11 protein-coding genes, 1 other RNA gene and 1 riboswitch are annotated in these 14,197 nt (G+C 39.1%); of the genes, 2 read left to right on the top strand and 10 right to left on the bottom strand.

All coding sequences use genetic code 11. The features are described from left to right. Nucleotides 1-13: 13 nt before the first annotated feature. Nucleotides 14-115: riboswitch (purine riboswitch) on the bottom strand. Between the two features lie 529 nt (nucleotides 116-644). Further along, nucleotides 645-1,124, top strand: a complete 480-nt coding sequence (locus tag ACIQXR_RS02160; protein WP_402869078.1) for a cytochrome c oxidase subunit II — start codon at nucleotides 645-647, stop codon at nucleotides 1,122-1,124. Continuing rightward, entirely contained in the window at nucleotides 1,121-2,773 is a 1,653-nt protein-coding gene (locus ACIQXR_RS02155) for a b(o/a)3-type cytochrome-c oxidase subunit 1 (protein WP_403079402.1), read from the top strand. Before ACIQXR_RS02160 ends, ACIQXR_RS02155 begins: the two co-directional genes overlap by 4 nt. 45 nt (nucleotides 2,774-2,818) lie before the next feature. Here the strand turns inward: ACIQXR_RS02155 and ACIQXR_RS02150 are convergent, their stop codons facing one another. From ACIQXR_RS02150 to ACIQXR_RS02105, 10 genes are all read right to left on the bottom strand, one after another. After that, nucleotides 2,819-4,339: a carboxypeptidase M32 gene (locus tag ACIQXR_RS02150; RefSeq protein WP_403079400.1), complete on the bottom strand. Its 1,521-nt coding sequence runs from the start codon at nucleotides 4,337-4,339 to the stop codon at nucleotides 2,819-2,821. Between the two features lie 120 nt (nucleotides 4,340-4,459). Further along, nucleotides 4,460-6,373 (bottom strand): ATP-dependent DNA helicase, encoded by a 1,914-nt coding sequence (locus ACIQXR_RS02145; protein WP_402956753.1) that lies wholly within the window; start codon nucleotides 6,371-6,373, stop codon nucleotides 4,460-4,462. Between the two features lie 219 nt (nucleotides 6,374-6,592). Beyond that, nucleotides 6,593-6,793 (bottom strand): cold-shock protein, encoded by a 201-nt coding sequence (locus ACIQXR_RS02140; RefSeq protein ID WP_034307871.1) that lies wholly within the window; start codon nucleotides 6,791-6,793, stop codon nucleotides 6,593-6,595. Between the two features lie 193 nt (nucleotides 6,794-6,986). Next, nucleotides 6,987-8,135, bottom strand: coding sequence for a THUMP domain-containing class I SAM-dependent RNA methyltransferase (locus ACIQXR_RS02135; protein ID WP_402869085.1), 1,149 nt, complete (start codon nucleotides 8,133-8,135; stop codon nucleotides 6,987-6,989). Continuing rightward, nucleotides 8,132-10,216, bottom strand: coding sequence for a sensor domain-containing protein (locus ACIQXR_RS02130; RefSeq protein WP_403079398.1), 2,085 nt, complete (start codon nucleotides 10,214-10,216; stop codon nucleotides 8,132-8,134). Before ACIQXR_RS02130 ends, ACIQXR_RS02135 begins: the two co-directional genes overlap by 4 nt. A gap of 181 nt (nucleotides 10,217-10,397) precedes the next feature. Continuing rightward, an RNA gene (gene rnpB, locus ACIQXR_RS02125) (RNase P RNA component class B) lies at nucleotides 10,398-10,786 on the bottom strand. A gap of 77 nt (nucleotides 10,787-10,863) precedes the next feature. Continuing rightward, nucleotides 10,864-11,175 carry a cell division regulator GpsB gene (gpsB, locus tag ACIQXR_RS02120; RefSeq protein WP_402869090.1) on the bottom strand — a complete coding sequence of 104 codons (312 nt, stop codon included), beginning with the start codon at nucleotides 11,173-11,175 and terminating at the stop codon, nucleotides 10,864-10,866. Between the two features lie 206 nt (nucleotides 11,176-11,381). After that, entirely contained in the window at nucleotides 11,382-11,933 is a 552-nt protein-coding gene (locus tag ACIQXR_RS02115; RefSeq protein WP_402869092.1) for an SLOG family protein, read from the bottom strand. Between the two features lie 67 nt (nucleotides 11,934-12,000). Then, nucleotides 12,001-12,489 (bottom strand): CotD family spore coat protein, encoded by a 489-nt coding sequence (locus tag ACIQXR_RS02110; protein WP_403079397.1) that lies wholly within the window; start codon nucleotides 12,487-12,489, stop codon nucleotides 12,001-12,003. A gap of 437 nt (nucleotides 12,490-12,926) precedes the next feature. Next, nucleotides 12,927-14,192, bottom strand: a complete 1,266-nt coding sequence (locus tag ACIQXR_RS02105; protein WP_403079395.1) for a ribonuclease H-like domain-containing protein — start codon at nucleotides 14,190-14,192, stop codon at nucleotides 12,927-12,929. Between the last annotated feature and the right edge of the window lie 5 nt (nucleotides 14,193-14,197).

The raw sequence follows: 14,197 nt of genomic DNA, 5'->3' as shown, positions 1-14,197 counted from the left end.
CTTCAAGTCGCGACAAGATCTATTACTCACTCATAGTCAGATTATTTACGGTAATCCGGTAGAAACTTGCAGGCCATATTCCTGCGATTATACGAGTGAAAAAAATTTATTTTTAATAATACAAGAATTATAACAATGCCTTCACAATTTGAAAAGAAAAACTTGATAAAAAAACGAACTTTAAATTAAAATGATAGTTTATCATTCGTGTTATTTGAAAATTCAAAAAATATATTTTGGAGATATCCTTTCGTATGGAATATAAATGGCAAGTTCATAAACTTCACAATACTTTCACAATACGCCTTCCTTTCAAACCAACACTTTCCTTAACGTTCAATATTCCCCTATTTCCAACTTGTTAAGACAATGATTGAACAATTTGTGAAATGAGAAAAAACAGCTACTATTCATCTGGTACTTTTGTATGATTAAGTAGCTTAGTTACTCTATTTTTTTCTAATGGGAAAGGTGTGAAAAAATGTCCGAACCTACTGGCAAGAACAAAACACAAATAAAACAAGATTCTGATTTGAAAGGCACACTCGCTTCGGTTTTACTACTTGGAATTTTTCTAATAGTGATTTGGGTCAGCATTTATTTTTTATTTACGGGTCGTTTAGGTTAAGTGAGGAGGATAAATGATGCATATGCATAAGTTTGAAAAGATTTGGCTCATTTTAGGAACGGTCGCCCTACTCATTTTCTTAACAGTTCTAGGGGTAAGTGCTTTCTATTTAGGGAACCAGCCACCAAGCTGTTTAGTAACCATCGACCCTGAAAAGGTTGATACCACTGCCCCCTTCAATGATCCCGGATTACATAAAGTAGACGGAAAGGATTGGGATTATGAATTAGTATTTGTGGCTTCGGCTTTTTCGTACAGCCCAGCAAAGGTGGAGATTCCAAAGGGGGCGACTGTCAAAATCATTGCGACAACCAAGGATGTCATCCACGGATTTGAAGTAGCCGGGACAAATGTCAATATGATGCTTGAACCTGGTTATGTCAGTGAATATACCGCTACTTTCAATAAAGTGGGGGAAAACCTAATTATATGCAATGAATACTGCGGAGTTGGTCACCATATGATGAGCTCTCAAATTGAGGTGGTTTCAAAATGACAAAAGCTATTGATAACGAAAAAATTCACCCACTTGATGCGAAGCTTTCCATGGCACATTTCTATGTTGCCATCATTGCCTTGGGACTAGGGGGCTTTGCGGGACTCCTTCAAACACTTGTACGTTCAGGCAAAGTCGAATTGCCTGCAGGAATAACCTATTATCAACTACTTACTGTCCATGGCGTTTTACTCGCACTAATTCTTACGACCTTCTTCATTTTGGGGTTTCATCTTTCAGCAATCAGTAAAACCATAGGACCTTTAACCAAATGGGCAAGATTCTCAGGCTGGGTTGGTTTTTGGACAATGACAGTTGGAACGGCAATGGCGGCTCTTATGGTGTTATTAAACGAAGCTTCCGTCCTTTATACTTTTTATGCCCCACTTCAAGCCCATCCTATTTTCTATGGGGGATTGACACTTGTCATCGTTGGCAGTTGGTTTAGCGGTGGCTCCCTATTGGTGACATACCATAAATGGCGGAAAAATAACAAGGGAAAATCCAGCCCCTTATTAAGTTTCATGGCTGTGGTCAATACTTTATTATGGTTCGTAGCCACGTTAGGGGTCGCTATCACCGTCTTGTTCCAGCTTCTTCCTTGGTCTTTAGGATGGGTTGATTCGATTAACATTTTAGCAAGCAGGACTTTGTTCTGGTATTTTGGTCATCCACTTGTTTATTTCTGGTTGCTACCAGCCTATATGTGCTGGTATGTAGTGATTCCTAAGATCATTGGCGGTAAAATATTTTCGGATTCATTAGCGAGGATGTCTTTTATTTTATTTCTGTTGTTCTCCATTCCTGTCGGGCTTCATCATCAATTGCTTGAGCCAGGAATAGATCCTGTTTGGAAATATATACAAGTTGCATTAACTTTCTTGGTCGTAATCCCTTCTTTAATGACTGCTTTTTCTTTATTCGGCACTTTTGAAAAATACGGACGTTCACAAAATGCTACAGGTTTATTCGGATGGTTCCTAAAACTCCCTTGGGGCGATGCCCGTTTTACCGTTCCTTTTATCGGGATGGTGGCTTTCGTCCCAGCTGGAGCCGGGGGACTTGTCAATGCATCGAACCAATTGAACCAGGTTGTTCATAATACCATATGGGTAACGGGACATTTTCATTTAACATTGGCCACTTCAGTAATTCTAACTTTTTTCGGCATTTCTTATTGGCTGGTTCCTCATTTGACTGGACGGATATTGACTAAAAAACTTAATAAATTAGCCATCATTCAAGGTATCTTTTGGGCAATCGGAATGTCCATCATGTCTGGGGCTATGCATATTGCCGGACTACTGGGTGCACCTCGTCGCTCATCTTTTTCTACTTATGGGGAGTCAGCACAGGCACTTGAGTGGATTCCTTATCAAATCGCCCAGGCAATCGGTGGAACCATACTATTTATTGGAATCGTTTTATATATTATTATTTTCATCCAATTGGCCTTCTTTGCTCCAAAGGGAAATGAAGAATTCCCAGTAGGTGAATCAAATGAGGATGCAACGATTTCTCTCGTTTTTGAAAACTGGAAATTATGGCTTGGAATAACCGCAGCACTTATTCTTTTCGCCTATACCATTCCATTTATTGATATCATTCAAAATGCCCCACCAGGTTCAAAGGGTTTTAAATTATGGTGATTAAAGAAAGCCTTGGCAAGTTGCCAAGGCTTCACTTTATCCATGTTATTTAACTTTATAAACCGCTTTATACTTTTCTTCTAGATACTCGATTAAATATTGCACATTCAAACCTTCCCCCGTTGTTTCTTTCAAAATCTCTAAGGGTTTTTTCAACTTACCGAATTTATGGACCTTTTCGTTAAGCCAATTCCTGATAAGTTCAATGTTACCCGCTTCCAAAAGTTCATTAAATTGTGGTAAATCCTGCAGCATCGCATGTTTAAATTGAGCGGCATACATATAGCCAAGTGCATAGGATGGAAAATACCCAAAACTTCCGTCAGACCAATGGACGTCTTGCAAAACACCCACTGCATCATCTTCAGGTATGATACCCAGATACTCCTCGTATTTTTTGTTCCATGCACTTGGTAAGTCCTTCACTTCAAGCTCACCATTAAAGAGAGCCTTTTCCAATTCATAGCGAATCATGATATGTAGTGGGTATGTTAACTCATCGGCTTCAATACGGATAAAAGAAGGCTTCGATTCATTAATTCCACGATAGAAATCTTCAAGTGCAACATCCGCGAACTGCTCGGGAGCAAACTCCTTTAAAAGCGAATATTGGTTTTTCCAGAAACTTAAGCTTCGGCCAATGAAGTTTTCAAAAAATAAAGATTGAGATTCATGGATTCCCATCGAAGTCCCACTATCGAGAAGTGTACCCGTTAACTCCTCAGCAATATTCTGCTCGTAAATAGCGTGGCCACACTCATGGATGGTGCCAAAAATTGCGCCTCTAAAATCACGTTCGTCATACCGGGTCGTAACACGAACGTCGCCTCTATTGATTCCAGTTGCAAATGGATGGACGGTTTCATCAAGCCTACCAGCCTTAAAATCGTACCCGATTTGTTTTAAAACTTCGTGGTTGAATTGCTGTTGTTTTTCCTTAGGAAATTCCTTATAAAGGAAATCTGTCCCAGGTTGATGCTTACTATCGGCAATTTGCTTGACCAAGGGAACGATGCTCGCCTGAAGCTCACCAAATACTCGATCTAGGATCTCAACGGTCATACCCGGTTCATACATATCTAACAAAGTATCGTATGGCTGGTCCTTGTATCCCCAATATTCAACAAATTTACGAGTATAGGCGACAACTCTTTCAAGGTAAGGTTCAAATATAGAAAAGTCCGCTTTTTCCCTTGCTTCTTCCCACGCACTTTCCGAACGGGATTGTAATATCACGAATTCCTTATATTCATCTGCTGGAATCTTATTATTTCTCTCAAAGGTTTTCTTACATTCCTGTACCATTTTCATCGTTACTTCACTAAGTTTTCGTTCTGCTTTCTCTGTTGTGAGCTCATCAATAAACCGCTTCATTTCGGAACTTGTGGTCATATTGAAAACTTCAGAGGAGAGCACCCCAATCACTTCAGATCGTTGCTCCACACCCTTTTTGGGAGCTCCCGTACGCAAGTCCCAGAATATGAGTGCAAGCGCCTCGTTATATGCCGATATTTTCTTGACGTATTCTTTAAATTCTCTTTCTACTTGCTCCACGCTACCTGTCAAATAAAACATCCCCTTTCACATTACACTTTACCATATTATACAAGGGAAAATCACATCAGAACGAATTGAATTCATAAAAGGTCCAAGGGGATTTCCCTTGGACCTTAACATGTTTTTTTATTAAAGAGATACCGGAAGGACAGAAATGATTTTTTCTTTAACTTGATTTGATAAATCATTGTCAATCAGTATTTGTACAGTTCCAGAGTCGTTGCTGGTCCGGATTAAACGTCCAATACCCTGACGTAAACGAAGAAGCATATACGGGAGGTCAACGGCTTCAAATGGATCGGTGACCGAGTTCCTCTTAGCTTCGAATACAGGATCATGTGGCGGGAATGGGAGGGAGTGTATCACTACATTCTGCAATGAATCTCCCGGTACATCCAGGCCTTCCCATAAATGATAGGAGAACAGAACGGAATGCTCTTCTTCCTGAAACTTTTTAACAAGGTCGCTAATCTCCGATTCACCTTCAAAATAGAAAGGATAATCACCCTTCCTGCAGTTCTCCTTGAACCAAAGCAACTCTTCTTTTGATTGAAACAATACGAGTGTCCGTCCTTTGTTCTCCTCGATTGTTCCCATTGTATAATTGAGTTTAGCTAACCGATCTCCTTTTTCAAAGGTCGGCATGTTCATCTTCATCACTTCTTCATAATCAAATGGAGATTCAACCGAGAAGCTATCGAACTTTTTAATCCCCAAGCTATCCGCAATATATTGGAATGATTTATTATCGGATAAGGTCGCTGATGAAAAAATGTATGGAATTTTTTTCGAGAATACTTGTTCAGATAAAATATCCTGGACAAGTCTAGGCATGATGACCAACGTTTTAGTCATTTCATTTTCTTCAAACCACGAAACGGCTTGTTCATCTTTCACGAAGAGAGAAAGTGAGTATCCCAACTGTTCTAAATACTCTTCAGTGACTTTCAAATCATAGTCGTTAATCGTATACATTTCCGATTCAAAAACAAGGCTTTCTTCTAGTTCTTCCACCTTTTCATGAAGTCTTTTAGCAAAATTGGTGATTTCTTTCGACATCGGTATTTCATATCGGTTTGAACCACTTACATGAATTGCCTTTTCGTCGAGCAAATCAAAAAACTCTTCGTTTATATCAATTAAATCTTCTATGATGTACAGCGTTTCCTCACGCACTTGATTAGCTGTTAACAACTCCAAAACTGAAGCGAGGGTTTGTTCACCCACTTTATATGTTAGAGCCTTTTGTGCAGAGAATTCGAGTAAATGACCTTCGTCGAAGATTACACAACTATGTTCTGGCAATAACGGTAGTTGTCCTTCACGCTTGCGCTTATCTTTCGTCCAAACATGTTCCATGAAGAAATCATGTGAACAAATGATTAAGTCACTTGATTTCCGGTAATGATCACGGGAAAGTGTTTGTCCACAACGCTGACGTTTATCACAGGTAAAGCAATTTTGTAACTGGTCCCAGCCTACTTTAGACCAATCTTCATCATTAAGGTATGGATATTGTTTACGATCCCCATAAGGCGTATAAGCATTCATAGATGAATTGTTATGCACAAATTTAGGGAGTTCATCAAATAGCTGATCGATGCCCTCAGAATCCTCATGATTCACAGCATGATCCAGCTTCTTTAGGCATACATATTGATCGTGGTATTTCGCAAGCCTAACATCCACTTCAATACCTAAGGCGCTCTTTATTTTTTGTATGTCGCCTTCTTCTTTAACGAGTTGTTCAATCAAAGTCTCATCAGCGCAGGAAATGATTGCCGGTTTATTGGTGTATCTGGCATAACAGATTGCATATAACAGATAAACCAATGTTTTACCCGTCCCTACACCAGCTTCTGCGAAACTTATATTTTTTTCCTTAAAGGCCTTTTCTAGTTGAAAAGCCATGAATATTTGTTCGTCGCGTAGCTCGAATCCTTTTTCGGGAAGAATATCGTAAAAAACATCACCCATCCATTCTGAAAGCTTATCATAAAAAGAATCTTCCTTTGTTACCGAAAAAGGCAGTGTTTTTAGCATCCTGGTCTCCCCTTTTATCTATCTTAAGTATATGAATTCAGGTTTTAAAATATATCTAGGCAAAAGTATATTATCCTTCAATTCCTTCACATAGTCAAGGTATTTTGTCATGGCTATTAAAAAGTTTTATGTACTATGGTGTTTATATTGCTAGGGATTGCGAAAAAACAAAAAGACAGACTCCCTAGAGAGCCTGTCTGTAAATACTATAAGGTTGAATTAAGCTTTGTTTACGTTTGATGCTTGCGGTCCGCGTTGACCTTGTTCTACATCAAATGTAACATCTTGGCCTTCTTCAAGTGTTTTGAAACCTTCTCCTTGGATAGCTGAGAAATGTACGAATACATCGTCTCCACCTTCGCGTTCGATGAATCCAAAACCTTTTTCTGCGTTAAACCATTTTACTTTACCTTGTTCCATTTTTGTTGCCTCCTAGTGTGTTTGCCACACATTATATTACTATCCTTGCTCACTGATTAATAAGGTATTCCTTAAATCTGAACAAAAATAATTCACTATCAGAATAACAGAAATGGAAGGGATAATCAAGAATAGAACCCACTTTAGATAAAATGTCCTGACTTTTCAAAATCTTATATTATATTATACCTACTTATTCGCCTCTAGGTTGTCTTGCCGGCCTTTTTCCCCAATATTGATAAAAGTCCGTCCTAATGAATCCATTGAACAGCTTCCTTTTTTTCGTAGCTGGTTTCCCATAAAACTGTTCAAAGTCCGGGTTTGAGGTAATCATGTAAATAGACCATGTATCAAGCTTTTTAAATGCCTCTCCCATCTCTTTATACATCTGCTCAACGGCTTTCTTTTCACCAAGACGTTCCCCATATGGTGGGTTCCCCACAATGACGCCATATTCCTTCCTCGTCGAGATATCCCTCACCTGCATTTGCTTGAAATCAATCAAATCTCCAAGACCTGCTTCGAAACTATTGGCTTTTGAGATTTCGACCATGCGGTGATCAATATCACATCCTGAAATATCCAAATACTGATCGTAATCAGCCAAATCCTCAGCTTCGGTTCTCGCTTCATCCCAAACCTTGCTATCCATCCAAGACCAGGTTTCGGAAATGAAGTCACGGTTAAATCCAGGAGCAATATTCTGTCCAATCAATGCCGCTTCAATAGGAATCGTCCCGGAACCACAGAATGGGTCGATGAATGGTTTATCTGGTTTCCAGTTCGTGAGCATTACCAACGCTGCCGCCAAGGTTTCTTTAAGAGGTGCTTCACCTTGCCCAGTGCGGTAGCCACGTTTATGTAATCCAGCTCCTGATGTATCTATCGTAAGTGTTACTAAATCTTTTAAAATCGATACTTCAATTTTAAATAATGGGCCTGTCTCTTCAAACCAGGAAACTTGCTTATACTTACTTTTCAATCGATCGACAATCGCTTTTTTCACGATGGCCTGACAATCAGGAACACTATACAACTGGGATTTAACTGATTTACCGCTGACTGGAAACTCAACATCTACAGATAGGTAATCTTCCCAATTCAAGGCTTTGGTTTTTTCAAACAGCTCATCAAAGGAATACGCCTTGAATTCAGCGACCTTAATTTTCACACGATCGGCACTACGTAACCATAAATTAGAGCGGGCTATGGCCATTTGGTCCCCTTTGTACATAATTTTTCCGTTTTCAACTTCACAGTCGTAACCCAAGTCACGGACTTCCTTTGCAACAATAGATTCCAATCCCATTGCTGATGTTGCAATAATATCGAATTGTTTCATTCGTCATGCACCTTCTTTCCTATAATCAAAATCGGTTTCCACATTTCCAAAAAGTCATGCAATTCAGTAACGGGTAACGGTTTTGACAAGTAAAACCCTTGAATGATATCACACTTTTGCGTTTTCAAAAAGTCTACTTGCTTTTTAAGTTCCACGCCTTCTGCTATGATTTCCAGATTAAGCGTCTTAGCCATAGTAATAATCGCTATCACTATTGCCGAGTCATCTTTGTCATTATCTACGTTTTTAATAAAACTTTGATCGATTTTAAGAGTATCAATAGGGAATTTTCGCAAGTAACTCAATGATGAATAACCAGTCCCAAAATCATCAATGGACAATTTAAATCCCTGTTGCTTGAGTGCGACTAATTTTTTTATCGAATTCTGGGCATTAGGCATGATTATGCTTTCGGTCAATTCCAACTCCACACGATGGGGATTGATGTTAGTGTCTTGTATGAGGCCAATGACTTCTTTCGCAAAGTTTTCCTGGGTGAAATGCAATCCTGATATATTGATACTTACCTTTAAATCAGGATACCCAGAAATATGGAATTTTCTAATTTCCTCACATGCCTGTTTAATGACCCAATGGCTGATTGGGATGATCAGTCCCGTTTCTTCCGCAATAGGAATGAACTCGGCAGGAGAAACCTGTCCTAATTCAGGAACACTCCAACGCAGGAGTGCTTCCACACCCACCACTTTCCCTGTTTCAAGATGGACCTGCGGATGATAGTGAACCTGAAGCTCGTTGTTTTCGATTGCTGTATGTAGCCTATTTTCTATTGTTCTTCTCCGGGTATCATTCCCCGTTTGTAAATCTTCATGATATAATTCAAAGCTATTAACCCCATTGGCCTTCGCTTTTTGTAACGATTTTTCAGCATTTATTAATAATGTTTCAACCTGTGAGCCATCAAAGGGATATAAACTAATTCCTACACTAACTGATGTATATACCTCTTCGTCATATAAATAAAAAGGCTGTTTGAGTGTTGAAATGACATCCTCAGAGACGTGGACAGCTTCTTTTACATGCTTTAAATGGGGCAAGACAATGATAAACTCGTCGCCGCCAATTCGTGCAATCACATTTTCGTTTTTCAACATTCTCTTTATTCTTGCTGCAACTTTTTTCAGCAATAAATCCCCATATCCATGACCTAGTGTTTCATTAATCGCTTTAAATCGTGCAAGGTCTAAGTGTAACACAGCGAGTGTTTGATTGTATTTTTCAGACATTTCGATTAAGCGGCACAGCTCTTCATTCAATAAAGAACGGTTAGCCATTCCTGTCAAAGCATCATACCGAATCAGTTTTTGCAGTTGATTTTCCTGATGCTTCCTATCGGTGATATCAGAAAACAACGCAACATAGTGTGTGACTTCTCCAGATTCATTCGTAATGGCAAGAATCGTTAACCACTCAAGGAAAACCTCACCATTTTTTCGTCTATTCCAGATTTCTCCGCTCCATCTTCCACATTCCCCTATCTCTTTCCACATGGCATCATAAAAATCTTTTTTATGATATCCGGATTGAAGAATATTTGGCTTTTTTCCAACTGCCTCTTCTTCTGTATATCCTGTCACGATTTGAAAGGCTGGGTTCACGGATAGAATGACACCATGCTTGTCCGTATATAAGACACTCTCTTCAATATTCATGAAAATTTTTTCAGCAAGGATCCTTTCTGTTTCTTCCCTTACCCGAAAATCATGATGATCAAAAATAACAGAGTAAAACATTTGTCCCTTTAATGAGATTCCACTAATTTTCATTTTACTTTTAAATCGCTCTCCATTTTTACGGATCATAATTGGAGAGCCAGTATAGGATTGACTACTTCGTAATTCCTTACTCATCATTTCAACCTCATGCTCACTGGCAAATAAAGAAGGAAATAAATGGCCACATTGTTTAAAATCAGAGTATCCGATAATTTTCTCCGCCGCCTTATTCCATTGGATAATTAATCCTTCTTCAGTATAGACCAAAGCCCCCTCCTGCATTTGCTGCAGCATGGTATCAGCCAATGAAAACACTTCCGGAAAACCAACCTGCATATCCCTCATGTTGAAAACCTCCGATAGTACACTAGTTTATACTTCCATGATAAAGTATTTTACACACGTAGTGTTAAGAAGGGGAAATCCGACATTGTTTTGACATATTTAGATTAGATAAAATTTCATAAACAAAACAAAAACTCTCCTTTCACAAGGAGAGTTGTTCTTTAATTGTTATATGGTAACGTTCTGTAAGCCATGTTTTGTTCCTCAGTACTGCAAGCGACTTGCGTCTCGTACTTCGGCGGTAATCATCTATCTACAGAAGCAATGCTTCTGTCCTTCTCCTCGTTCAATTCCAAGGAAGAAAGCGCCCCTACCATTAATTTGGGTTTCTCGCTCGTGGGGTTTACCTCGTTCCACCCTTTGCATTTCTGCAAAGGCTCCGTCACTGTGGCACTTTTATAGGTATTCATGCCATATCCAAAAGGACTTAGGCATTTTCCCGGCCGTCAACAGTCAAAGACTGCTGCCCAAGCTTATTTTTTCGCCAGGCACGAACACTACGGGCATCTCAGCCCGTGCGAGCATGGACTTTCCTCAACTGCATAAATGCAGCAGCAATTACCCAAACGTTAACATAACATTAATGATTATAACCCATAAACAAATAAAACACAATACAATTTCAAAAAAGAAATAAAACCAAGCAATTAATCGAACAGTTTATTTCCAAAGACATGCTTTTCTAAGTTGGATAACCGTTTTAAAATATCAAAGTTTGTAGTACCAGGAGTTGCTCCTGGAGCAGGTTGACTCGGACGTTTCGGATTCTCTTCGGTTTGTTTTTTCAATTTAAGATTTTCTTGTTTAAGATCTTCAATTTCCTGATGAAACACTTCATAATCCTTGATGATAAGATCTAGAAACTGGTCTACATCTTCAGGTTTATAACCTCGCATAGCCGTTTTAAAATCTTTTTCAAGAATATCTTTAGCCGTTAATTTTATCTTATCGGATAGCATAAGACTTCACCTCAATACTTTCGCCAATACAATCGACTTTTTATTATTTTTTCAAATCTGCTTGGATTTGTCAAACAAACACATTTTTATTTAAAATAAGGACAAATTTTTTACGACTTGCAGGACTACCTTTTGTTTCTAATTTTCATCATAATATGATTATGCTCTGGAAACAACATTTAGTCCATGATTTATTGCTTTATGGTTTAATCGTTAGCCCAGTTATCCTCTTCCGCTACTTGCTGCAAATCGTCAAAGCTAATCTGGTAAATGGGATAGGCTAGGGATTCCGCTTTTTTCATGGCTTCATAATATGGATATTTTGCAGATCCTTCCTTTTCAGGATCGAAAACAATCAACATGGCATCACTTTTCTTGACCATGTAACGATTTTTAACTTTCAACTGCTGTGGTCCTTCATAAGGCTTCTTGAAAATTGATTCGACAAAGTCGGCACGTGTCAAAATGGAACGGTAGAAATCCTGATTCGTCTCATTCCATGACTCTTCCTGATTCAAAAAAGGAGTAAGCACACCCAATTTTAAGGAAGGGTACTCCTCTTTCACCTCGAATACCACCTCAGCCCCCCATAGCTCCGATCCTAACTGGCCGGAAATGATCACCCATTCAAGTCCATCCTCGACTAAGGGAATGAGCCGTTGCCTAATCGCTTTTTTTATGTATTGTACGCCTTCATGATCATTTTTAAATATCCCTAATTCGAATGCTTTATAACCAGTTAGATACAAAACCTTCATCTAAAGACCACTCCCCCTTTCAGACATTATGTAAGAAAAATAAGGGCTTATTAGGCCCTTAATTTTTTCAGTATCCAAATTGCCTAGGTGGGCAGCAAGGATTGACTGGCGGCATACCACAAATCAAGTTTTGAGTGTAACACTCGTTCACTACAGATTGAGTATGCGGGAAATAGTGTTTATATGTGTTGCAATGTTTATTAACCGTTGTTGTATGAGATGGGTGAATAACAGGAATCACTGTATTAGATACATTTGTGTTTACGTATTGCTGAGTAGGAGATACTTGTGCCGGTGCCGTTTGCGTAGGAAGAGCCTGGGTTTGACCATGTACTGGAGAAACAGCAGTCGGATAGTGTTGCGCTCCCATCACATTGGATTGTGCCCCCATTACATTGGATTTTGCTCCCATCACATTGGATTGTGCCCCCATTACATTGGAGTGTGCTCCCATTACATTGGATTGTGCCCCCATTACATTGGAGTGTGCTCCCATTACATTTGAGTGTGCTCCCATTACATTTGAGTGATATCCCCCACAATTACGAAAATACATATATAATTCGTCCCCTTTCATCAAGATAAGTTTTGCCTTACCATTACAGACTATGAAAAAAAGGGTAGACGTGTACTGATGAAATAACCTATTTATATCAATTAATCCAATAATCAAGGAAAATTCAAACTACCTTTCATCTTATGTGGGCAGCTTTACCTCGTGCTTTTTATAAAAAAGAATAAAAACTATCTTTTAATGATGTAAATAAAACAATCGTCAAACATAGGACAACAAAAAATAGAAATAATGTGGTTTTATACATTTCTTCGCTCCGCTTTCACTATTAAATTTATTGAACGGATGGATGTTTCTACATTCATCCTCGACGACTATCATTTTACACATTATGACTTGAGGCTACAATACTTGTTTACTACATTTTTATCACAAGAAGAATTTGGCAATTGGTAGTTACTTATTAATCATTAGAGCTTTTATTGTAGGAGTCTATTTTTTCTTTCAAGCCGCAACATCCTTTTTTCTAATTCCAAAAGTTTTTTCTCCAAGTTCAGCCTATTCCCATTGCCCATTTCCAGCATTTCTTGATATGCCTTCTTGGTGCAAGTAAGGGCAGCAGCGGGATTCTTGGATTGGTGCTCCAAAATTTTTGCGCATTCAATCTGAGCCTGAATCCTCAACCGAGGTATCCCATTTAACGCTACTTCCTTCCAGATTGTAAGTGCCTCGTCAAATTTCCCTTGTTTCTTTTTCTGAAAAGCTATTGCATGACCTGCCGAGATCCGGTCTTCCTCATTTCCGACTTCCCTTATTTTTTCATACGCCTCCACAGAGTCTTCCTTTTTCCCTAAGTAGGCGAACCAACGGGCAATCTCCAATGATTCTTCCGTATATCCGTCCATTTGTAGGATTTTTCGGGACAAGTGAATATACAAGGTGATTAGCGATAAAATATCCAATTCATTATGTTTCATGATCCCAAAAAGAATGTCCGGATTCTTCCGTTCAACAAAATCGAAATAAATCATTGGTGCCAAGTACCCTGGGATATCATCTTCGCGTTCAAACCCTAAAATGTCCGTTTCCACTGCAGATAATTTCACTCGTTCTAATTTATCTTTCCAGAGCCGTCTTGAAGCATGATATAAATCAAAGTGACCGAATTCCGGAAGCTTCGGGACATGTTCCTTTATCAAGGTATGCCTTGTTTTTAACTGTGGCCAGTCAAATGCCTTTCCATTATACGTAACAAGTGTTTCATAATTGATGTTCTCAAGAAAGCTTTGGTAAAGCGGGACCTCACTACCAGGCTGGGGCAGGATATGCTGTTTGACGACGACTTCATCCCCTTCAAAATAAGCGTAACCCAGTAAAAAGATGGTGTTGCCTGCCCCACCACCTAGTCCTGTCGTTTCCGTATCAAAGAAAAAGAGATCTTCGCCCTTAATCCCTTTAGCAGACAAGGGGTGCTCTACAGAAGATTGATTCCATGCCTTTACTATCCCCTTCAACTCCAGGAACGAATACAAACCATGTTTATGTTCCAAGGGATAACGAACTTCACGGACGAAGCAATAATCTCCATCAAAATGGTAGGCACTCGTGTCATTTCCAAGCCACTTTTCAAGAAATGGAATGTCAGTTTTCACCATGTCGTCGCATTCCTTTATCAGTGGTTGTCTATCTTGTGTTTCATGGTTCATATGGGTCTTCAGGCGATTCAGTTTATTTTTCAATGACAAAAAGC

It is taken from the genome of Peribacillus sp. NPDC097224 (assembly GCF_044761985.1).
GTDB lineage: Bacteria > Bacillota > Bacilli > Bacillales > DSM-1321 > Peribacillus.
The sequence above is the reverse complement of the archived record's forward strand: the minus strand, read 5'-3'. Positions and strand labels throughout refer to the sequence as shown.